Source organism: Allohahella marinimesophila, from assembly GCF_039538005.1.
GTDB classification, from domain to species: Bacteria; Pseudomonadota; Gammaproteobacteria; order Pseudomonadales; family Oleiphilaceae; genus Allohahella; species Allohahella marinimesophila.
Map to the genome: position 1 here is coordinate 335,788 of NZ_BAABBO010000009.1, position 20,932 is coordinate 356,719.

A 20,932-nucleotide genomic window follows, 5' to 3' on the forward strand; every position below is an offset into this window, starting at 1 on the left:
TTATTCGTACAGAAACTGGTAGTCAGAGAACATGTAGTTCAGCACTGTCTGCCAGGAACGCATCACATAGCGCTCATCAAGGTAAATCTTGTCGGCTTCTGCCAGGGTTTCATCGGTCACTGGATCCTTCTGAATGGCACAGCCTGAGTACAGCCGCTTCAGAGACCAGTTGTTGGGGTCCGATGCGCGCAGCTCATTGCCCGACTCAAAGGCCCTCATGAATACAGCATAGGTTTCATTCACCTCAGGACTGTTGCTGGTCACTGTATCGCCGAACAGCTTCCAGTGCAGGTGCACGAGGTTGGCACGTATGGCCGCTTCACCAGCAGGATCACTATTGCCATCTTCATCGACCGGGGCCTGGTCTTTGGTGACTAGTGGAAAGAGAAGACGATCCTGTTGTGGCCGATAGAAATCACGACCGATCGACTGGCAGGCGACTTCACTGGCCATACGCTCCTGCACGGCAGCCATGAGACCGTTGGGCTGAGTAATGCGAGTGGTGACGTCATTCGAATCCATGCCACCATAGAGCGCGTTATAACCACCGCTTTCGAGTTTGTGCAGTTTGGAACGGCTCTGCCAGCTGTATTTCCAGGCCTTGCCGGTGACTGCGACGATCTTTCGGTCGAGCATCTCGGGTGTCAGCAGCCTGGCTGTGCCGGCAGTGGCATGAATGGCTTCATTGGCACTGATCGATTCGGCGCGGAAATATGGTCCCTTGACGATTTCCTTGATGGCCGTCTTGATATTCCATTGGCTATTGATCAACTCACGCTCGACGGCACCGAGGAAGGCACGCTGGGCAGTGTAGGCGGCGCGCTCAACCGAGTCGGCACCAAACAGGTCGCTTGGGGGGAACAGCGCCTTCTGTCCAGTCAATCCTTCGTAAAGTGTTTTCACAGTGGATCGGGCGAACCTGGCATCTTTCACCAGCTCGGCGCCAAGCCACTGCACCGAGTTATCGACATGGCTTTCAAGGGGCATGATCTTGCCATTGATACCGCGGTAGTACATATCGGCCGGCCAAGGCGTTCTGCTCAAGCGGCGCAGACTGTAGCGCCCACGATCGTCCCAATTCTGGAACAGTGACGCGACTGGATCCATCACCTTGTGGCAGACCACGCAGTCTGGATTGGTCAAGGTCGGCGATGCACTGCTCTCATCAACCGCAGCCGCTTCACGACTGCCAGGAATCTGCAGAATGTCAGTATCCAGGAAGATCTCGAACACCATTCTCGAACGGTGCCTGTTCAGGTTGGTGTTGGTCGTTGGAAATCGGTTGAGAAACATGGGCATGGTGAGGACGCCGGCATGAGGAATGACGGTGCCTGCCTTCGATCCGCCCTGAATGCTGACACGAACTTCCCTGAAATCGGTGGGATCGTAGCGGGCAAACTGTTGCAGGCCAGCTGGCAGCTGATCGAAAGTCTTGAAGGGCTTGTTCGCTACGGTGTCGATCGTAGCGAAGCCCAGGGCATCCGGATCATAACCGTATACTCGAGCTGAATAGGCATTCACGACCGTGAAGTCAGCAGTCAGTATCTCTGTGAAGGGTCGCTCCTTTCGAACGACGTAGGCCACCAGCTCGAGCGCTTCCTGGGCTATCGCCTGGTTGGTTTCGTTTCTCAGGAAGTAGTAGAGGTCTCGCTCGGGGCCAGCCACGCTGCTGCTGGCGACCGACGAATACCATTTTCGGTTCGGAAACTCATTGCTGTCGAGCAGGTTGAGCGCATCTTCGTTTGGAAGATACTTGTCCTGGTGCAGTCGATCGTTATAAATCTCTTTTAAACGCTCGTAGAATGCAGGCGACTCCATGACGACATCGAGGACGTCGTCGATGCCGCCATCGCCGCTTCGCGCGAAGAATTCTGCATCATCACGCTCGAGCGCTTCGCCAGCCAGATTCAGCGACGCTTTGTACAGTGTGCGCTCCGGCGACATGACCTCGATGCCTTCGATGGCACAGGAAGCGTCAGCAAAGGTCGCATTCTGTTTGAAGGCGGTCAGAATGTAGTCGGCGGTTTCACGCGCACAATCGACATCGCACTGGGTCACGTCAGCCGTAGGCATGGTGGTCGCGATGCGGTTCGTCAGCGTGTCGATGTCGCCGCAAGAGGTACAGCCAACGAGTGATGGTCCACTCGGGGAGCCGTCACCTGAGGCGCCATGGCAGCTCTGGCACTGCTTGACGTAGTGCCCCTGTCCAACAACGTTGGTGGAGGCCGCTGGCAGCAGCGAGGCATTGCCTGCGCAGCTGAGCGCACTCAGTTCAGCCTGGGCACTGTTGCCACTGTAGTCGCCACCACAGGCGACCATCAGCAGCGGCAAAGCCACCGACAGCAAGAAGGCTCTCACATTTCGGAGATGGCAAAATATCCGCTGGTTTGAAATTGCGTGATCGGTACGTCTTGGATCCGATGCCATGTGTGTCTCCTGAAAACAGCCTGTGCACCGACGACAGGGTGAGCTGACGTCCTTCAGGCTTCAGTAGAGACGCTGTTTAGGGCGGAGGAAAGAGGCTGTTTTTCGGAAATGACGGTTTGTCCACAATTGCTGCCAACTCTGCGCCAGATAGCGCATCAGCTCACAAAAAACGGTTTACCCTTCACATCGTCAAACTCACAAAGCGTGACCTATAGATGCATGCGGTCGCACAAACCAATCCCAAGATCACAGTACTGGCCAGGCAATACCGAAGGGCTGGTCAGACAGGCTGCTGCGGGTTCGGGGAATTGGCTGCGCCGATAGCCAGTCACTCACGCCCTGTCTCGATAGGGGAGCATGCAGAAAGTTGCCTTGCAACAGGCTTACACCGGCATTCAGCAGGTACTTCAGCTGTCCACTGTTTTCGATACCTTCGGCTACGAGCGACAACGCCAGGCTCTCGGCAATCCCGGCTGTGCCGTGAACCACCGCAGCGGCTACGGCATCCTGTCCCAGCTGGCTGATCACATCTGGATCGAGTTTGAGCATGGACGCTGGACACCTTCTCAGCAGCTCGGTTGTCGAGCCGCCAGCACCGACGTTGTCCAGGGCAATCTGAATTCCCCGCAGATCCAGTTGCTCAATGACCTCAATAATGTTGGCGGTCGTGGCGCTGCCGACTGCAACTCGTTCGCCAGGGTGTCGACTATCCTCGTGTATCGCCCGCGACAGATCAGCTGCCCTGATTTCGAGAACGAGCTGCTGAAAACTGAGACCATGGCTGTTAATGGCCTCTTCCAGTACCGCCGTAAAACGGGGGTGGCGCAGCTCGGTCACGCTGGTGTTGACGGCAATGCTCAGGTGCTGCCATCCCATGGTCTGCCAGGCTTTGAGCGCTTCACAGGCCTCGCGAACAAGCCAGTTCCCGACCGGCACCATGGCCGCCGTGTCAGGATCCAGGAATTCGGCAGCTGGCAACAGTCCACGCGTAGGATGGTTCCAGCGCAACAGACATTCGAAGCCGGTCACCGTCAGCCGGCTCCTATTCACCACCGGCTGGAAATAGACCTCCAGTTCGCCGCGCTGCCAGATGTTCTGAAGGTCTACCTTATCCGACAACACGCGAGGGTGAGGGTAAAGCTGGGTCTGGTGAGCCGCCTGGTATACCCGCGTCCCTCCCTGATGGCTGCCGCGCAAATCGGCGGCAGCCTTTTTGGCAGCGCCGGTGAGTGCAAGCGCCTTGACTCCGGCATCCGGTGCGCAGGCAATGCCGATTCGCACGGCCAGGTCGGATGAGAGTGCAGCATGGATCCGATCGGCAAAGGCCACGCATTGGCTAATGTCACGCACACCGGCCTGCAGCAGAAGCACAGTGGAGGCATCTGCCTGCGCCAGCAAATCCTCTGCTCGGACGAGATCCCGCAGTTTCCGGGCCAGCGCGATCACCATGTCATGAGCCGTCGAGTTTTCGTCCATGTCTGCAGGTTCTATACAGAAGACAGCGAGGCGGGTGTTGCACCGAAGCGCTGCAGCAATCTCCCGCGAGAGCAGGTCGAGAAACAGGCCCCCGGAAAACAGCCCAGTGGTCTCGTGATAGGCGGAGCGCGTAGCCAGTTCAAGCTCACGCTGCCTGAGCCGCAGCACCTGCGTGACCGCGTGGCGGAACAGATCGACCTGCAGTTCGGTGTAGCGAATCACATCGGTAGCACCGAGGCTGAGGAGCCGGGCAACACTCGTTTCACTATCTGTCTCTCCGGCATCCAGCAGCGCAATGAGTGCAGCCTGGGGAAAGCGGGTCGCTGCACTGCTGAGCAATACACAATCAGCGCTGTCAGCTGGTCCAAGTCCAAGAATGAGTAGTTGGGGGGCTTCGTCGAGCGTAGACAACGAGTCTGCGGGGCAGGTGGCGAAAGTGACGTCGATGGAGAGCTCGAAGACGCTGTTAAGGAATTTGCCTGCCTCGTGAGGACCCGGCGCGCCAGCAGTCCCCGCAACAGTCGTTGCGGCATGGTGAACGTACAGTACATTGAGAAGAGGCGGTACGAGACTGTCTCTCTGAGCATCGTCCTTCATGACTCTCCAGGGCATGACCTTCCTCACTTCAGCCTACACCCGGCAGCCTTCAGGTGTCACTGATGTTTACGCATACAGGTCTTACCCCAGATTCACTTGGCGGTGTCGTCCACGGACGGTATACTCGGCGAAACTTTTTGAGGGTCAGTAGTGTGAAATATCTGTTGAAAGACTGTAGTGCCATGATTCGAGCGAACGTCAGCACTCTGGCTGCACGTCTCAAACTTCGTTCACTGCTCACTTCGTTCCTGATGGTCGTCACTGCCGCAACAGCGACGGCTGCCCTGGCTTACACCACGCCCGAGGAAAAGATCGCCAACCGTATTGCACCAGTCGGCACTGTTTGTCTTGAAGGTCAGCCCTGTGCCAGTGCGGCACCCGCTGTCGCCGCCGGTGGTGGTGGTGATCAGCCAAAGACTGGTGAAGAAATCTACACCGGTTTCTGCTCAACCTGTCACTCTGTCGGTGTCGCGGGCGCGCCGAAGGTCGGTAATGCTGGCGATTGGGCTCCACGCATTGAGAAGGGCGTCGAGACATTGATCAGCAACGCAATCAATGGCATTGGTGCAATGCCGCCCATGGGTACCTGTGCAACCTGCGATGAAGAAGACATCGGTAACGCCGTGAAGCACATGGTAGAAGCCAGCCAGTAAGTCCTACAGGTCGTTGGCAAGATCCTTGAACAACGCGTCAAGGGTCGCCCGTCCCCTGGCCCGGCTCGCTTCCTTGCTGGGCCGCGTCAATCCCTCGTGAATCACGTCCTCCTGCGGTAGCTCTTCGGCAAAGCGGCTGATGGTCGTGGTCAATTTCTCGCCATACTGCTTTCGAACGCCAGCATAGGTCATCGTCAGTGTCTGCTTGGCCCTGGTGATGCCAACATAAAACAGGCGGCGCTCCTCCTCGATCTGCTCCGGCTCGGTACTGTTTCTGTGCGGCAGTATCTCTTCCTCCATTCCCAGAATATAGACATGGGGGAACTCCAGGCCCTTTGCGGCATGCAGGGTCAGCAGGTTCACGGCATCGTCATCTGCGCCTTCTTCCTCCTGTCCATCAAGAATATCCTGCAGGACCAGTTTGGACACGCTGCCATTGATATCGAGTTCAGGATCAGCGTCCAGCATGCGCTGGATCTGCTGACACAGGGCATTCATGTTATCGAAGCGGCGCTCGGCCTGGCTGGCCGAGCTACTGGTCTGTTGCAGCCACTGTGGAAAGTCCAGCGCGATAAACCACTCTTTCAGCTGTTTACCTGCATCCGTTGCACCGCCATCTGATGTGCCGCGCCTGATGCCGTGCAGCTGATGCAGGAAGGTCTGTAGCGATGCTGCAGCGCGTGCCGGCAGCTGCACATCTTCGCTGGCACTCCGCGCAGCCTGCTCAGGGTCTGCCAGTACTTCTGCAGCTTCCAGCAAAGAGCAACTGTGGCGGGCGGCGTAGTCGCGCAGACGCTGAACCGAAGACGCACCGATCTCGCGCTTGGGTGTGTTGATGATGCGCAGCAAGGCACCGTCGTCCCGCGGGTTGGTGAGCACTCTGAGGTAAGCCATGGCGTCCTTGACCTCACTGCGGCTGAAAAAAGAGGTGCCGCCGCTCATGCGGTAGGGGATCTGCAGACTCTGCAGTTTGAGTTCCAGCAGACGGGACTGGTGGTTGCTGCGGTAGAGCACGGCAAAATCGCCATAGGTGCTGCGCGACTGCAGGCGCCGGTCGATGATCTCCATGGCGACGAGGCCCACCTCAGCTTCTTCATTTAGCGTCTTGACGATACGGATCTCGTCACCGACGCCAAGCTCGCTCCACAAGGTTTTTTCGAAGACGTGCGGATTGTTGGCAATGACGGCGTTGGCCGCCTTGAGGATACGCCCACTCGAGCGATAGTTCTGTTCAAGTTTGATCAACTTCAGCGTCGGGAAATCATCCTGAAGCCTGACCAGATTCTGCGGCTTCGCGCCTCGCCAGGAATAGATCGACTGATCGTCGTCGCCGACTACAGTGAGTGCCTGGCGGGCACCGACCAACTGTCGAACCAGTTCGTACTGGCTGTCGTTGGTATCCTGATATTCATCCACAAGCAGGTAATGGATGCGCGAGCGCCAATACTGCAGCCGCTCTGGATGCTGCTGAAACAGGCGGACCGGGCCAGTGATGAGATCGTCAAAGTCTACCGCGTTGTAGGCAGCCAGGTGCTGCTCATAGAGTTCGAAGGCGCGCGCAGCGATCACCAGGAGCTGATCTGGCGGTCCGTCGCTTCTATTCTGCAGCGCAATGGCTTCGACCAGGGCCCGCTCCGGCGTCACCAGACGATTCTTCCAGTCGGATATCAGGCTCTGCAAACGCTTGAGCGCTTCGGTTTCAAGCCCGAAGTCACGATGAGTGAGATCCTTGAGCAGCGTTTTGCTGTCCTGGTCATCGAAGATGCTCAGCGCCGGTGTGCGGCCCAGATACTGCGCCTCCTTGCGCAGGATGCTCAGACCGAGATTGTGGAAGGTCGATATCTGCAGTCCCCGGCTGGCTGAGGAAGGCAATAATTTCTGCACTCGTTCACGCATTTCCCTGGCGGCCTTGTTGGTAAAGGTCACCGCCGCAATATGTCGAGCCTGGATGCCGCACTCGCCAATCAGGTAGCCAATCTTTCTGGTGATGACGCTAGTCTTGCCACTGCCTGCACCAGCGAGCACCAGGACTGGCCCGTCACAATAGCGAACCGCCGCTTTCTGCTGCGGATTGAGACCAGTAAACATGAGGCTACTCCGAAAGACCTGAATTGGTGGGCGGTTTTACCAGTGCTGAACTGGACGAAACCGAACACGGTGAACTATTAGTTAGTGCGTGGAGATGTGTTCTGCATTTTTGGTCCGAATGCCTGCCAGCGGGGACTGGTTCCGGGATCAGCAGTCACAAAATCAATCAATGGAGCTGGATCACCATGCTGACTGCGTTCGTTTGCACTGAGGCGCACAAGGAATTTCTGAAGCTACGACATCACAGCAAACCACTTGCAGAGATGCTGCAGATGACCTGGTGTCCAAAAGAACCGTCGCTCCTGCAAAAGCTCTCCGCGCCCCGATCCAACCAGCCTTGCATTATTATCTGGGACCCCAGTCCGCAAATCAATGCTGTCGCCCTACATGGCACCGCCGAGACCCTGGACCAGCGCTCGCGTATTTTCGAGGCCGTGCGTGATGATCCCTCGCGTTTGCTATTAATTCTGAACGATCAGAGCGATAGGGAGATCACCGAAAAGTTTATTGCAGCCGGCGCAGACGAAGTGATGTCCCGAAGCGAGTTCAGCCCTGCGCTGTTCCAGCGACTACTGCAGGGCATGGCGCGTCGAGCCACCTCCGTGGCCAGCAGATCACAACCACTGGTGACGCCTAAACCGGCGCAGACAGCCGTCTTCCAGCAGGCATCCCATTCGGAAGTGATGAGCAAGATCGAAGGCGCGCCTGCAGACGCCGCTTCGGAAACCGACAGTTTTCTCAACTACGACCAGTTTCAGATGCGCGTGGACCTCGTTTTGCAGCAGGAAAACGATTCGCCAGACAATAGTTGCTGTGTGCTTTATCTGAACATCAATAACTTCAGGCGAATCTCGCAGCTTCTGGGCAAACCCCAGGCCCGCGCGTTTGTCAGGTCACTGGCTGAAGATATACGGCCAGCCGTGACCGTCAGCCATGTCATGGCACTGCTTGGCGGCGACGAAATCGGCATTCTGCTTTGCGCGAATGGCGATGACGCCACGCTCTCCGAAATCGTGCAGCAGATTTTTCATACCCTGGAGCCCGGTGTCGACTTCAGGGAGCAACACCTGAATGTCAGTCTTGCAGTGGGCAGCGCAGTGCCTACCGGTGCCGACATAGGTGCGGAAGAGCTCATAGGCAACGCCAGTATTGCCATGACTCGGGCCAAGGCCATGCCGGGTAACAGCTGGCTGCGTTACAGCCGGGACTTCAAGGAGGCGGTGCGGCAACAGATCTCTCTCGAAGCTGAATTCAGATCCGCCCTTAGAACTGACGAGCTGGAAGTGTATTACCAACCCAAGCTCGAGCTGGCCACCGGCCGGGTCCGGAGTGTAGAGGCCCTGGTCCGCTGGCCAAGTCCGAAACGCGGCATGCTGCTGCCGAACGACTTTATACCTATGGCAGAAAGCAGTGGCATGATCGTTCCCATGGGATATTGGGTTATCGAACAGGTGTGCAAGGATCTCGCAATTCTGAAGCGTATGGGACATGGCAACCTCACCTGCGCGGTGAACCTGTCATTCCGCCAATTTCACGATCGCAAGCTGGCGGAAACGGTGTTTCGCATCATCTACAATGCCGATATCGCCACAGACAATTTCGAGTTCGAGCTGACTGAAACAGCCATGATGCTGGATACCGAGTTCACCATCCGCAGTCTTATAGAGCTGAGAAAGCTGGGACTGAGATTTGCACTCGACGACTTCGGTACCGGCTATGCGTCCTTCAACAATCTCCGGCGGCTGCCGATTTCGACGGTCAAGATCGACCAGTCTTTCATCCGCTCGGTCAGCGAGGTAGCCGAGGATGCCACCCTGGTCGAAGGCATGATCAATCTGTCTCACGGCCTTGGCCTGAATGTCGTCGCTGAAGGCGTCGAGACCAGAAGCCAACTCGAGTTCCTGCATCGTATTGGTTGCGATGAGGCGCAGGGTTTCATTATCGCACCGGCACTACCTTTCGAGGCCTTGTGCAGTTTTCTGGATGCTGCGGCGTCTGCCTCGAGCGATGCCCTCGTCTTTGGTCGAAGAGGATAGGGATCACGCTGTTTTGCAGATGGAAAAAGCACGCCGACTGATGCATCCTGTACGCCTGTAGATCAGGGGTCAGGTTAGTGAAAATTCGTCCTATTCAGTTCTCTGCGTTCGTCACCGATGTGGCACCAGCCTTGAAACAGTCAGGCGCCATTCGCTTTGGCGTGGAGCGCGAGTGCCTGCGCTGCGATCAGAGCGGCATGATTGCGCAAACCGATCATCCGACTACGCTCGGGGCAACGCTCACCCATCCGCTCATTACCACAGATTATTCTGAAGCGCTGCTCGAGCTCATCACGCCCCCGCTGGACACGGCAGATGAACTGCTGGACTCCCTGGAGCGAATCCACCGATATGTTAGCCAGAATCTGGCAGAGGGCGAAACGCTCTGGCCGGCAAGCATGCCGTGCAGGCTCGACGGCCCCGATAGTATTCGAATCGCCGAATATGGTCCGTCGAACATCGGGCAGATGAAGCATATCTACCGCCGCGGTCTTGAAACCCGCTATGGCCGCACCATGCAAAGCATCGCCGGCCTGCATTTCAACTTTTCATTGAGTGAGACATTCTGGTCGAGCTATCTGGCGCTGGCCGGTGCAACGCTCGCGCCACCGCCGAGGGTCACTGCTGAGAATGGCTGCCAGAGCAACGACGATATGCTCCGCTCCGAAGCCTATTTTGGGCTCATCCGCAATTTCAGACGCTGGTCCTGGCTGCTCATGTACCTGTTCGGCGCCTCGCCGGTGGTCGACAAGAGCTTTCTGCAGCAGCAGCCGCACAAGCTGACTGATTTTGGCAACGAAAATTTCGGTTTGCCCTGGGCGACTTCGCTTCGTATGGGCGACATCGGCTACAAGAATAACGCTCAGGACTCGCTGAATATCTGCTTCAACCATCTCGATTCCTACACCCAGACGCTGTATAACGCGACGCATACACCATATCCGCGATATCAGGCCATTGGCATGAAGAAGGATGGCGCCTACCTTCAGCTGAACACCCATATCCTGCAGATCGAGAATGAATACTACAGTTCCGTGCGACCCAAGCGGGTGGCCCGGAGTGGCGAAAAACCAACAGCCGCACTCAGGCGGGGCGGTGTCGAATACATCGAAGTGCGTTGTCTCGACATCAATCCCTTTCTCCCACTCGGAGCCGATGCCGACCAGGTCAGCTTCATGGAGCTCTTCCTGGTGACCTGTCTGTTTGCCAAAAGCCCCTACATCAGTATCGAAGATTGCCATCATATCGATTCGAACTTCGCCAGTGTGGTCAATGCCGGCCGCCAGCCAGGCCTTGAATTGTCAGTACCCGGAGAAGAGGGCTATGAAAGTATCGCGCTCACGAGCTGGGGTCATACGATTCTCGATGCCATGCAGGTAACGGCTGATCTGATTGCTGGCGATGTGGCTGGCAGGCGACCAGAAGACTATGCAAAGGCTATTTCGATGGCACGTGCGCGCCTCGAGGATGCTGCGCTGACACCGAGCGCGATGGTACTCGATCAGCTGCAGGACCAGCGCTTCATTGACTGGGGTTTGCGTCTGGCAGCAGAACATCAGGCTGAGCTGCATTCGCAGCGCTGTGATGCTGAAGACCGTCAACGATTTGCGGACGCGGCTCGACAATCGCTCGAAGATGCGGCTGCCATTGCGGCGGCGGATGAAGTCGACTTCGACACCTTCCTTGAGCGTTATATGGCCGATAGTCCGATCGGTGAACAGGATTGATTAAAATCCGTACAGAAAGAGACCTGATCCACAGAATGAAAGGTGAGCCTCTGAAACAATACGTTTCAGAATGTAGTCAACAATCTTCTTTCATCTCGAGGTATGCAATGGGACGGTCGGATTCAGCCGGTTGGCAGATCGAAACATTGGAGAAGGCCTATGATCAGGGCCTTATGGCAGGAAGCCTTGGCATGACATCAAAAAAATGCCCGTATGTGAGTGAAGTCGCCTCTGCAGCCTGGGAAGCCGGCTTTGAAGATGGCCAGCTGACCGCCCCCGTAAAGCGGCGCACCCCGAAGCCGAAGTTTCTCGATATCTGAGTCAGACGATCTCGAGTTATCGCTGAACGATAAAATTATTGAACAGCAGGTCTGAGATCGGCTGCTTTTTCGTTTCCTTTTCAAGCTCCGTGTTCAGCCGCGCCAATGCCTCGAGCCTGAGTGCATCCTTGGCAGCCGAAGACCCCATCGCATCGTCGCTCTGTTTACTAAACAGTAGTATCAGCTCATTGCGCAACAGCGGCATATGCTGGTTGACCAGGGCGGCTGCCTGATCGGTATCGGTACGTAGCGCAACATCGACCTTCAGATAGCGTACCCGTTCGCTGGGCTCCTTGCCGTAATTCAGCACAAAGGATGGCTTCATATCGATATACGCGGTCTGCTTGATGGCTTCGACCTCATCCTCTTCGGCAGCGACATGGCCGACAGACGCCATAACTGCCACTATAATTGCCGTTATTCCCGCAAATTGCCGCAGCCTTGTTACCATGGTCATTGAACCTAACATTGTTGTCACGCAAGAAAATATTGGTAAATGATCTGTATCGGTTACCATGATTCTAGTTCAAAACAAAGGATCTGCTATGCCTATTGCCAGCCCCGAGACGCCAGTTTTTACACCGGGCCCACTGCAGCGTTTACTCACCGGCCGTCTGTTCTATGTATTGCTGCTACTTGCCGTCGCTGGTCTCTACGCTTTCGCGCTTTACCTTCAGTACGCCAGGGATCTCGAGCCCTGCCCACTCTGCATGGCCCAGCGTGTGGCCATGATAGCCATGGCTGTGGCCGCCATTCTCGGCCTGCTATTGCCATCGATGGTCGGGATAAATGGCGAGATTCATCGCAGTCACAGCAACCTGTCCTGGTTACAGGTCTTCGCCACGGTCCTGGCCTTTCTATTCGCCGTCGCTGGCGCAGCGCTGGCGGCACGGCAACTCTGGTTGCAAAGCCTGCCGCCTGAGCTAGTGCCCGCTTGTGGGCCAGGCTTCGACTACATGCTTGAAGTGTTCCCGATGTCTGAAGTCATCAGCATGATGCTCCATGGGTCGGGTGAATGTGCAGAAGTGCAGTGGCAATTCCTCGGTCTTTCAATACCTGGCTGGACCTTCATTGCCTTCAGCCTGTTCGCCATCGCTTTCCTGGCTCGCTTCATTGCACTGGTACTGCTGAAAAATTCGCTCGGCCGCCTGCAGGCGCAGGTCACTACAGGGCAGCCATCGTCATCGCTGCGGAATCGTCACTGATCGCACTTGTAAGGTTTATCAGCAGTCCTCTATAGTGCAGTTACAGAGCGGGAATGTTGATGTGCCTGTGTTATTCTGTTCTTACGGAAGACCGTAGTAAGGCATACAAAAAGTTACAACTATTCAGAAGCTTGCTGAGTACACTTACAAAAAAAATGTGCTGCTGGAAGACCAGTGCTGCCTTGACGCGAATACCAGGGGAACGAACATGTTAAACAAAGCTGATTCAGCCAAGCAGAAGTGGGGAGGTATCGATACCTCGATCGATCGCTGGCTGTCAGAACGCAAGAATCTCATTGTGAGATATTGCGACCTCATCGACACCAAATCCTTCGAGTCGTGCGAAGTCGCGGTGAACAAATACCGTTCGTTCTGTCAGGTATTGCTCGACTACGTCTCCGCAGGGCATTTCGAGATTTACGACCGCCTCGTAGAAGAAGCCGAGTCGTTCAAGGACGGCAGCGAAGCGCTCGCGACTGAGCTCTATCCAAAAATTCAGCTCACTACGGAAGCAGCGCTCGACTTCAACGATACCTTCGACAAGATGCCCGAAGAGATGGAGGCTATCGAAGAACTCAAACCACGCCTCTCCGAGCTCGGTCAGCAGCTCGAAGATCGTTTTGAGATGGAAGATCTGCTCATCGAGAAGCTGCATACGGCGCATGCTGGTCAGGTCGCTTAAGACCATCTCTCCCTGGCATCGATTCGCTGTCATCAGCCTGCTGACAGCTGGTATCTCTGCCTGCACACCAGGACCCGAGCGGCTTGATGTTGTAGCTGAACAGGGCCTGCTGTCCGGCGCGCTCAGCGCGGACGGAAAATTATTGTTGCTTGGCTCCGTTCATCATGGCGGTAGCCTCTGGTCCACCTCTCCCGCTGAACGCCTCTACGACTGGAATCATGCCTCTGGCAGCTTGAGTACGCTGAGGGCAGTTGGTCTTTCGCCTCCTGACGCCGCTACACCAACTGCGGTGACCGCTGAAGACAAGGCGATTTCGGTCTGGGATCTCAATACCGGCCAATCCAAAGCGTTTTACGGCCTGCCGGCTGTGGTCGAGTCATTCGACGTCTCGAGCGATGGCCGCTGGGCCCTTGCCGGTCTGCGTGATTCAAGGGCCTTGCATATAGACCTTGCCAGCGGCGCGAGTCGTCATGAATTCGTTCATGGGGCCATCGTCAATACAGTAGGCATGGATCAGGCCAGCCAGCGTGCGATTACAGGTTCAGAAGATCAGCGCGCCCGAGTCTGGTCGCTAGCCGATGGCAGGATGTTGAGCGAATTCCAGCATGGTAATCAGGTGACCGCCGTTGCCCTGAGCGCTGATGGCAGTCTGGCCTTTTCCTCGGCCCAGAGAGAGGGCTCGGTCATCTGGGACGCTGCCAGTGGCGACACGGTATCGCTCATCCAGCTTGGCTATGAGCGCATCACCAGCGCTCGATTCTCCGATGACAGGAACACACTTCTGCTGGGGAGTTTTAAGGGCGATGTCTACCGTATCGAGGTCGCCAGCGGGCAGATTCTGCAGCACTGGGTAGCCGGCCAACCATCACTCTTCGAGCGCAATGCCAGCCGGGCCGTCCTCTCCCTAGCCTATCTTGACGGGAGCGACGGCCAGACTATCGTGGCCGCCGTGTCCAACGGAACGCTGCAGCACTTCCAGCTAACAGCACCCTGAGCAGCCGCCAGCGCACGGTTCAGCGCTGTATCATCTTCTGCCCACTCCTGACGATCTCTTCGGCATCCGGCCGCTGTGGAATCTCAATACCCTTTTTTGCTGCCGGGCGCTGGTAAATGGCATCGACCCAGCGCTGAAGCGAGGGCATGTTCTCGATCTCCACGCCGGACCAACTGTGTGTTCTCACCCAGGCCCAGTTCGCCATATCGGCAATGCTGTAGTTACCGGCAAGATATTCGTTGTTGGCGAGCTGGCCGTCGAGCACGCCGAAGAGACGCCGAACTTCGTTCTGGTAACGATCAATCGCCGGCTGGATCTTCTCCGGAAAGTAACGATGGAAGACATTGGCCTGGCCCATCATCGGACCTACGCCACTCATCTGGAACATGAGCCACTGTATGACCCTGGAGCGGCCATTCACGTCTTTCGGCATGAACTGGCCAGTCTGCTCGGCAAGATATATGAGTATGGCGCCGGACTCGAAGACCACGAAGTCATTATTTGCCTTGTCCACGATAGTCGGAATACGGCCGTTTGGATTCAGCCTCAGATAGTCAGGCTCCTTCTGTACGCCCTTGCGCAGATCGACCGGAACTACGCTGTAGTCCATCTTCATTTCTTCGAGTGCGATGCTGACCTTGTGACCGTTTGGCGTGGGTGCGGTATAAAGCTCGATCATGCTTTCGCGCTCGCTCTGGATTTCATCGCCTCATGCCAGCGCCTGGTGTGGACGTGCTGTTCGCCGAGGCGGATATCGTTCACCTTGGAGAAGTCGAGGGCACAGTAGGCGCTGATATCGGCGATGCTGTAGTAGTCACCGACCAGGAATTCGTTGTCGGCAAAGTGCTTCTCCATGCGCTCGATGAAGTCGTACACGCCCTTGCGGCAGAGCTCGCCCCATTCGGGCACCTGGGTCTTGAACCTGGCGAAATATGAGCTGGTGTGCTGGAAGCACATGCCGGTCGGCATGAAGAAGTTCAGCTCGACGAAGCGGTTCCACTGCTCGACCAGCGCCTTTCCTTTGGACTGCGACCATACAGTGGTGGTTCAGGCTGCAGCTCTTCGAAGTAGCGGCAGATCGCAAGGGTTTCGGCGATATGACTGCCATCATCCAGTTCCAGCACAGGTACCAGTCCGAAGGGGCTGATGGCCCTGAATTCCGGCGTACGATTTTCGCCAGCCTGGAGGTTGATCTCCTTGTACTCGATGTTCGTGATGCCTTTTTCGGCCAGAAAAATTCTTACTCGCCGGGGACTCGGCGCGATCTTCATTTCATAGATGAGCATTATTGTTGTTTCCTGATGCAGATTGCCCTGGCCCGTCACAGATGACCGGCGGTCAGTTGCAATATGGCAAAGTTGGACCGCGCTCGCAACGCCTGGCTGGGCTGATAGCAGGCGCTTTTACTGATCGTCCTGCCGCTTGGCGTCATCGGCGTTGTCGGCCTCCTCGTGGGTGGCCTTGTACCGCTCCCAATCTTCCCAGTCGTGAGGTGTACCGGCATTGGGCCGCTGTATCTTGCGGGCTCGCTCCTTGGAGTTCTCCTCGAGCGTGTGTTCTTTTTCCTCCTCTTCCTCGAAGCCGTGTTTCTTCAAAAAATCGCTTGGGCTGATCATAGGGTTCTCCACTGATTCGCGTCTATTTGAAGATACGTGGCTAGCCGAGGAAATATCCCAATCAGCTTTGCGCGTTTAAGCGTCAGACGCTGCCGCGTTACCGTCTGATCGCTTCCGCCCACCGGTAATGACCTCCTTGACCCCACCCACCTCGGTCCGAATTGGTTTCGTTAACTTCATGTATTTGGCGCAAGCCATACTGCCCGAGCCTATTAAACCATTATATAAACTGGATAAGACCGTATACCTTTAGCAAAGATGTTCGAATTCCGCCTTCTCTGGTCTGGAATCTTCTTGTTTGTCAAAAATCGTATACATCAGTGATGCGAGGCACTGGTTCGCAGCTCAACGAATATACGTCGAATGTGGAATAAACCCCCTCCTGTCAAGCACCAGAAAGGCTCGGGCCCGATTGCAAAATCACGTTTTGCAATTCGGCCACAGACGGTAACTGCTGGTAACGAAATCGAATTGTGCATGAGCGATGGCAGCACTATTGTGCAAACCTTAACTTATCTTCATGTTTAACGACGGTTAAGGAGGCTTCCTTTGAATTACCCAGCAGCGTCTGCCGCAGGCGGCGCAATACTAGCAGGTACAGAGGCTCAGCCTTCTGCCACCATCCCGGCTGCACAATCCGTGCAGCGATCAATGTCAGGCAACCGGCATCAGGTTCAGTTTCATGGTAACGGCGGTGAATTCTTTCGCATCTGGATTGTCAATCTGGTACTGAGCATTCTAACGCTCGGCATCTATTCGGCCTGGGCCAAAGTTCGCACCAATCGATATTTCTATGGCAATACTGAAGTGGCCGGCAGCCACTTTGAATACCTGGCTGAGCCCATGCAGATCCTCAAGGGTCGGCTGGTCGCTGTGGCACTATTTGCGCTGTTCGGTGTGGCCGCCGAGCTTATGCCAGAGCTCTACCTCCTGCTGCTGGTCGGGTTCTACCTGGCACTGCCGCTCATCGTGGTGGCGTCACTGCGTTTCGCCATGAAAATGACGGCCTGGCGTGGCATTCGCTTCAGCCACCGTGGCTCGGTCGGCAGTGCCTACCTCACTTTCCTCCTGCTACCGCTGCTGATTCCTTTTACACTGCTGTTGATATTGCCTTACCTGGCCCTGCGTCAGAATCAGTTCGTCTTCAACAATCTGTGGTTCGGCCGCAGCTGCTTCAAATTGAATATCGGCGCTGGCGTGTTCTACAAGATCTACGGTATCGCCACACTCATATTCCTGCTGGTCGGTGGTGGCCTGGGCTATATGGTGGCATCTAACATTGCGGGCGTTGGAGAAGAAGCAGCCGCAGCCTGGAGTGCTGACAACATGGGCTGGATACTCGGTATCTCCTATGTGCTCATGTCCGGTTTGTTCACTTACGTCAGTGCAGCCTCCGCTCGCGCTGTCATTAATGGCCTGACCATTGAGAAGCATGGCTTCGACAGCACGATTACGACACCCGCCCTGGCCTGGCTATACGTCAGCAATCTGTTCCTTGTCGTGCTCACGCTTGGTCTGGCTGCGCCGTGGGCCAAAGTGAGAATGGCTCGCTATCACGCCGAGACCACCACCCTGGTAGCCGATGGTAGCATCGATGATTTCGTGGCTGCACAGCAGTCGGAGATCAGCTCGGTCGGTGAAGGTGTCAGCGATATTTTCGAAGTCGATATCGCGCTGTGAGACAGTCTGCCGCAAGACTGACCGGCGCTTACTCGGATGGTCAGAGTTCGCAGAGCCTGTCAGCGGTGCTGTTGGTGGATGCAACTGGCGCTCGCCTGGACACTGGCGAACGTCAGATCATCTTTGCACTGGAAGACCTTGCGGCAGAATCCAGAATTGGTAACACACCTCGTGTCATTCGCCTGAACGGTAGTGGCCGCTTCGTCACCAGAGACCATGATCAGCTCGATGGTCTGGTGACGAGCGGTGTCGTCATGGGTGAAAACAAGGGCTGGATCCACCGCCTGGAATCGCACTGGCATACCGTGCTGCTGAGCATCTTCGGTCTCATCCTCGGTGCATCGGCCGCCTTTGTCTGGGGCATTCCGGCAGTGGCGAAAGTGGCCGCAATGGCCCTGCCGCACGACACCACGGCGGCTGTCTCCAGACTTTCCCTCGACGCTGTCGAGCAGATACTGGGTGGTGACTCAGCACTGGATGCTGAGCGTCAGGACGAGCTTCGCGCCCGCTTCCTCGAGTCTGCAGACACCCACGCACCAGGATTGCCTGTACAGGTCGAATTTCGCGATGGCGGCCTGCTGGGTGCCAATGCGCTAGCGCTGCCAGATGGCACCATTATCTTCACTGATGAACTCGTGGCGCTGGCCGAAAACGACAATGAGCTGGCTGGTGTATTCGCGCACGAACTGGGGCATGTGGTGCACAGGCACTCGTTACGGCAAATCATTCAGGGATCGATCATTTCAATCGCAGCTGCAGTCTATTTCGGTGATGCGACCGCGGGGGCATCAATACTCGCAGCGGCGCCGGTCTGGCTGGCCGACATGGCTTATTCGCGGGATCTCGAACTCGAAGCCGATGACTACGCCTATGAGGTCATGACCTCGGAAGGCCTTGCACCACACCACTTCAGCAGTATGCTCGAGCGCCTGACGGCGGCTCACTACAACGAGGTAGAAACAGAAACTGAAAAAGAGTCGGGTGAGAGGAAAGACTATTTCTCCAGTCACCCGGCTACCAGCGAGCGGATCGCCCGCTTCGAGGCGCGTGAACGCCAGAAGTAAACCGGCGCGGCTTATACCGCGTCGATTTTAGCCAACAGTTCTTTGGTCTTCGCCCGCATCAGCGCTTCATCACCACGTGATTCCACGTTCAAGCGGACCAGTGGCTCGGTGTTGGACTTGCGCAGGTTGAAGCGCCATTCCGGATATTCGACGCTCAGCCCATCGGTGCGACCGACTGAAACAGCCCCCGGAGCATAGTCTGCCTCGATGGCTTCAAGCACGGCATCGGCATCACGTAGTGTGCGATTGATTTCACCTGAAGCCGGGAACCGCGCTGCACGCTCGTCGATGAGTTGTGCCAGTGACTTGTTTTCACGCGACATCAGATTGGCCACGACCAGCCAGGGAATCATGCCAGAGTCGCAGTAGGCGAAATCACGGAAATAGTGGTGAGCACTCATCTCGCCGCCATACACGGCGTCTTCCTTGCGCATGCGCTCCTTGATGAAGGCATGACCGGTCTTGCTTTCAATCGCCTTGCCACCGAACTGCTTCGCCACATCCATGGTGTTCCATATCAGCCGTGGGTCATGGATGATGCTGCCGCCTTTCTCGCGATCGAGGAAGTATTCGGCCAGCAGGCCAACGATGTAATACCCTTCCACGAAACGACCAGTTTCATCGAAGAAGAAACAGCGATCGTAGTCGCCGTCCCAGGCGATACCGATATCGGCACCGTGCTTGTGCAGGGCATCGACCGTACTGGCACGGTTTTCTTCGAGCAGCGGGTTTGGCACACCATTTGGAAATGAACCATCAGGATCGTGATGAACCTTGACGAAACTGAAGGGCAGATGCGGCTCGAGCTCGTTGATGACGAGGCCCGCACCACCGTTGCCGGCATTGCAGACGATCTTCAGCGGCTTGAGGTTGTCACGGTCCAGGTAGCTGAGCAGATGCTCGATATAGGGGGTCATCGTGTGCAGGGTGTGATACTCGCCAGCAGTGGGTGCATCCTGGAAAGTACCTGGCACGAGTTCCTTGATGTCCAGCAGGCCGGTGTCCGAGCTGATTGGACGTGAACCTTCGCGGACCAGCTTCATGCCATTATAGTCTTCGGGGTTATGGCTGGCGGTAACCATGATGCCGCCGTCCATATCGAAGTGGTCGGTCGCGAAGTAAATCTGCTCGGTACCGCACAGGCCAATGTCATGCACGTCTGCGCCGGCGAGCAGCAGCCCCTTGGTGAGCGCCTGGGTGATCTCAGGGCTGGACAGCCTGATGTCGTAGCCAACGACCACTTTTTTCGCGCCAGTCACCTGAACGAAGGCGCGACCGATCCGTTCGGCCACATCTATATTCAACTGGTCCGGCACGCGGCCGCGAATGTCGTAAGCTTTGAAACAACTCAGATCCATTTGTAATACTCCCTGTTCGTCGTGGCTATGGATTGCCTTTGAGGCGGTATGAATGTTTTGATCAATGTCTGTTCATTATGCCTGCTAATCCGTTGCGGAAGGAAGCGACGACAGGCAGGTGTTACTATTGGTCTCCCTACAGGCGCCACACAGCGAGGACACGATCCCGATGAGTTCGGACACAGATAAGAAAGCCATGAACGGTCGTCAGCAGGCTATTGTCGAGCTCATCCGGACCTCAGGGTCGGTCACCATCGAACAGCTCGAACAGCATTTCGATGTGACACCCCAGACCCTGCGTCGGGATCTCAATTTTCTTGCCGAGACCAATCAGATCCTGCGCTTTCATGGCGGCGCGACCTCCATGAGTAATAACAGGAATACGCCGTATACCGAGCGCAAGATTCAGAATCTCGAAGGCAAGCAACGCATAGCCGAGGCGGTGGCTGCAAGGATTCCCGATCACTGCAGTCTCTTCATCAATATAGGTACGACCAACGAAACTGTCGCCGCTGCGCTCATGCAGCATCAGGGCCTGCAGATCATTACCAACAGCCTGCACGTGGCGACCGTCATGAGCCAGAAAGAAGATTTTCGGGTAATCGTGGCCTCCGGGGAGGTGAGAGCGAGGGATGGCGGCATCATTGGCGAAGCAACCATAGATTTCGTTCGCCAGTTCCGACTGGATTTCGGCATCGTCGGCATCAGTGGTATCGATGACGACGGCATGCTGCTGGACTACGACTATCGCGAAGTGCGCGTCGCCCAGGCGATACTGGATCAGAGCCGCTGTGTGTATCTGGTCGCTGACCATTCGAAATTCGGACGCAATGCCATGGTGCAGCTGGCACCCATCAGCGCCGTGGATGCCTTGTTCACCGATGAAGCGCCTCCACCGGCCCTTGCGGCTGCCCTCAAAGCGGAGGCCATCGAACTTCATATTGCGTGAAGCGTTTTCCATTTTGAGTGTAAATATGCGTTTATGTTCGTTTTAATGTCGTTTTTGACT

General features: G+C 56.2%; 19 protein-coding genes. 10 read left to right on the forward strand and 9 right to left on the reverse strand.

Annotated features, from left to right (window positions below):
• On the reverse strand, positions 1-2,427 hold the full coding sequence (locus ABD735_RS10230; protein ID WP_344805976.1) for a DUF1588 domain-containing protein: 2,427 nt from the start codon (positions 2,425-2,427) through the stop codon (positions 1-3).
• Positions 2,428-2,673: 246 nt separating this feature from the next.
• Positions 2,674-4,500 carry an EAL domain-containing protein gene (locus ABD735_RS10235; protein ID WP_344805978.1) on the reverse strand — a complete coding sequence of 609 codons (1,827 nt, stop codon included), beginning with the start codon at positions 4,498-4,500 and terminating at the stop codon, positions 2,674-2,676.
• A 62-nt stretch (positions 4,501-4,562) separates the two neighbouring features.
• On the opposite strand from ABD735_RS10235, the gene ABD735_RS10240 reads away from it, so the two are divergent.
• Positions 4,563-5,153 (forward strand): c-type cytochrome, encoded by a 591-nt coding sequence (locus ABD735_RS10240; RefSeq protein WP_344805979.1) that lies wholly within the window; start codon positions 4,563-4,565, stop codon positions 5,151-5,153.
• Positions 5,154-5,156: 3 nt separating this feature from the next.
• Here the strand turns inward: ABD735_RS10240 and ABD735_RS10245 are convergent, their stop codons facing one another.
• Positions 5,157-7,241 carry a UvrD-helicase domain-containing protein gene (locus tag ABD735_RS10245; RefSeq protein ID WP_344805981.1) on the reverse strand — a complete coding sequence of 695 codons (2,085 nt, stop codon included), beginning with the start codon at positions 7,239-7,241 and terminating at the stop codon, positions 5,157-5,159.
• Between the two features lie 185 nt (positions 7,242-7,426).
• Here ABD735_RS10245 and ABD735_RS10250 point away from each other — a divergent pair, with 185 nt between their 5' ends.
• The 3 genes from ABD735_RS10250 (at position 7,427) to rmf (ending at position 11,324) form a co-directional block, all read left to right on the forward strand.
• Positions 7,427-9,277 carry a putative bifunctional diguanylate cyclase/phosphodiesterase gene (locus ABD735_RS10250; protein WP_344805983.1) on the forward strand — a complete coding sequence of 617 codons (1,851 nt, stop codon included), beginning with the start codon at positions 7,427-7,429 and terminating at the stop codon, positions 9,275-9,277.
• 77 nt (positions 9,278-9,354) lie between these two features.
• Complete coding sequence (gene gshA, locus ABD735_RS10255) at positions 9,355-11,004, forward strand: glutamate--cysteine ligase (protein WP_344805985.1); 1,650 nt, start codon at positions 9,355-9,357, stop codon at positions 11,002-11,004.
• A 107-nt stretch (positions 11,005-11,111) separates the two neighbouring features.
• A complete protein-coding gene (gene rmf / locus ABD735_RS20175) occupies positions 11,112-11,324 on the forward strand; it encodes a ribosome modulation factor (protein WP_425548605.1) in 213 nt (70 codons plus the stop codon).
• Between the two features lie 16 nt (positions 11,325-11,340).
• Here the strand turns inward: rmf and ABD735_RS10265 are convergent, their stop codons facing one another.
• Positions 11,341-11,721: a flagellar basal body-associated FliL family protein gene (locus ABD735_RS10265; protein WP_344805989.1), complete on the reverse strand. Its 381-nt coding sequence runs from the start codon at positions 11,719-11,721 to the stop codon at positions 11,341-11,343.
• Positions 11,722-11,869: 148 nt separating this feature from the next.
• Between ABD735_RS10265 and ABD735_RS10270 the strand changes: the two genes are divergently transcribed.
• The 3 genes from ABD735_RS10270 to ABD735_RS10280 all read left to right on the forward strand — a co-directional run bounded on the left by ABD735_RS10270 (position 11,870) and on the right by ABD735_RS10280 (position 14,205).
• Positions 11,870-12,529 carry a disulfide bond formation protein B gene (locus tag ABD735_RS10270; RefSeq protein WP_344805991.1) on the forward strand — a complete coding sequence of 220 codons (660 nt, stop codon included), beginning with the start codon at positions 11,870-11,872 and terminating at the stop codon, positions 12,527-12,529.
• Between the two features lie 208 nt (positions 12,530-12,737).
• Positions 12,738-13,211, forward strand: a complete 474-nt coding sequence (gene rsd, locus ABD735_RS10275; protein ID WP_344805993.1) for a sigma D regulator — start codon at positions 12,738-12,740, stop codon at positions 13,209-13,211.
• Complete coding sequence (locus tag ABD735_RS10280) at positions 13,192-14,205, forward strand: WD40 repeat domain-containing protein (RefSeq protein ID WP_344805995.1); 1,014 nt, start codon at positions 13,192-13,194, stop codon at positions 14,203-14,205. The genes rsd and ABD735_RS10280 overlap by 20 nt, the downstream gene beginning before the upstream one ends.
• 19 nt (positions 14,206-14,224) lie before the next feature.
• On the opposite strand, the gene ABD735_RS10285 is transcribed toward ABD735_RS10280, so the two are convergent.
• From ABD735_RS10285 to ABD735_RS10300, 4 genes are all read right to left on the reverse strand, one after another.
• Positions 14,225-14,884 (reverse strand): glutathione S-transferase family protein, encoded by a 660-nt coding sequence (locus tag ABD735_RS10285; RefSeq protein ID WP_344805997.1) that lies wholly within the window; start codon positions 14,882-14,884, stop codon positions 14,225-14,227.
• The gene (locus ABD735_RS10290) at positions 14,881-15,174 is read right to left on the reverse strand and encodes a glutathione binding-like protein (protein ID WP_344805999.1); all 294 of its coding nucleotides are present in this window, start codon (positions 15,172-15,174) and stop codon (positions 14,881-14,883) included. Before ABD735_RS10290 ends, ABD735_RS10285 begins: the two co-directional genes overlap by 4 nt.
• Before the next feature lie 8 nt (positions 15,175-15,182).
• The gene (locus ABD735_RS10295; protein WP_344806001.1) at positions 15,183-15,491 is read right to left on the reverse strand and encodes a glutathione S-transferase N-terminal domain-containing protein; all 309 of its coding nucleotides are present in this window, start codon (positions 15,489-15,491) and stop codon (positions 15,183-15,185) included.
• A gap of 117 nt (positions 15,492-15,608) precedes the next feature.
• The gene (locus ABD735_RS10300) at positions 15,609-15,821 is read right to left on the reverse strand and encodes a hypothetical protein (protein WP_344806003.1); all 213 of its coding nucleotides are present in this window, start codon (positions 15,819-15,821) and stop codon (positions 15,609-15,611) included.
• A 549-nt stretch (positions 15,822-16,370) separates the two neighbouring features.
• Between ABD735_RS10300 and ABD735_RS10305 the strand changes: the two genes are divergently transcribed.
• Entirely contained in the window at positions 16,371-17,501 is a 1,131-nt protein-coding gene (locus ABD735_RS10305; RefSeq protein ID WP_344806005.1) for a YjgN family protein, read from the forward strand.
• Positions 17,498-18,565 carry a M48 family metallopeptidase gene (locus ABD735_RS10310; protein WP_344806007.1) on the forward strand — a complete coding sequence of 356 codons (1,068 nt, stop codon included), beginning with the start codon at positions 17,498-17,500 and terminating at the stop codon, positions 18,563-18,565. The genes ABD735_RS10305 and ABD735_RS10310 overlap by 4 nt, the downstream gene beginning before the upstream one ends.
• 11 nt (positions 18,566-18,576) lie before the next feature.
• On the opposite strand, the gene ABD735_RS10315 is transcribed toward ABD735_RS10310, so the two are convergent.
• Complete coding sequence (locus ABD735_RS10315; RefSeq protein ID WP_344806009.1) at positions 18,577-19,923, reverse strand: phosphohexomutase domain-containing protein; 1,347 nt, start codon at positions 19,921-19,923, stop codon at positions 18,577-18,579.
• Between the two features lie 169 nt (positions 19,924-20,092).
• On the opposite strand from ABD735_RS10315, the gene ABD735_RS10320 reads away from it, so the two are divergent.
• A complete protein-coding gene (locus ABD735_RS10320; RefSeq protein ID WP_425548602.1) occupies positions 20,093-20,872 on the forward strand; it encodes a DeoR/GlpR family transcriptional regulator in 780 nt (259 codons plus the stop codon).
• Positions 20,873-20,932: the final 60 nt, after the last annotated feature.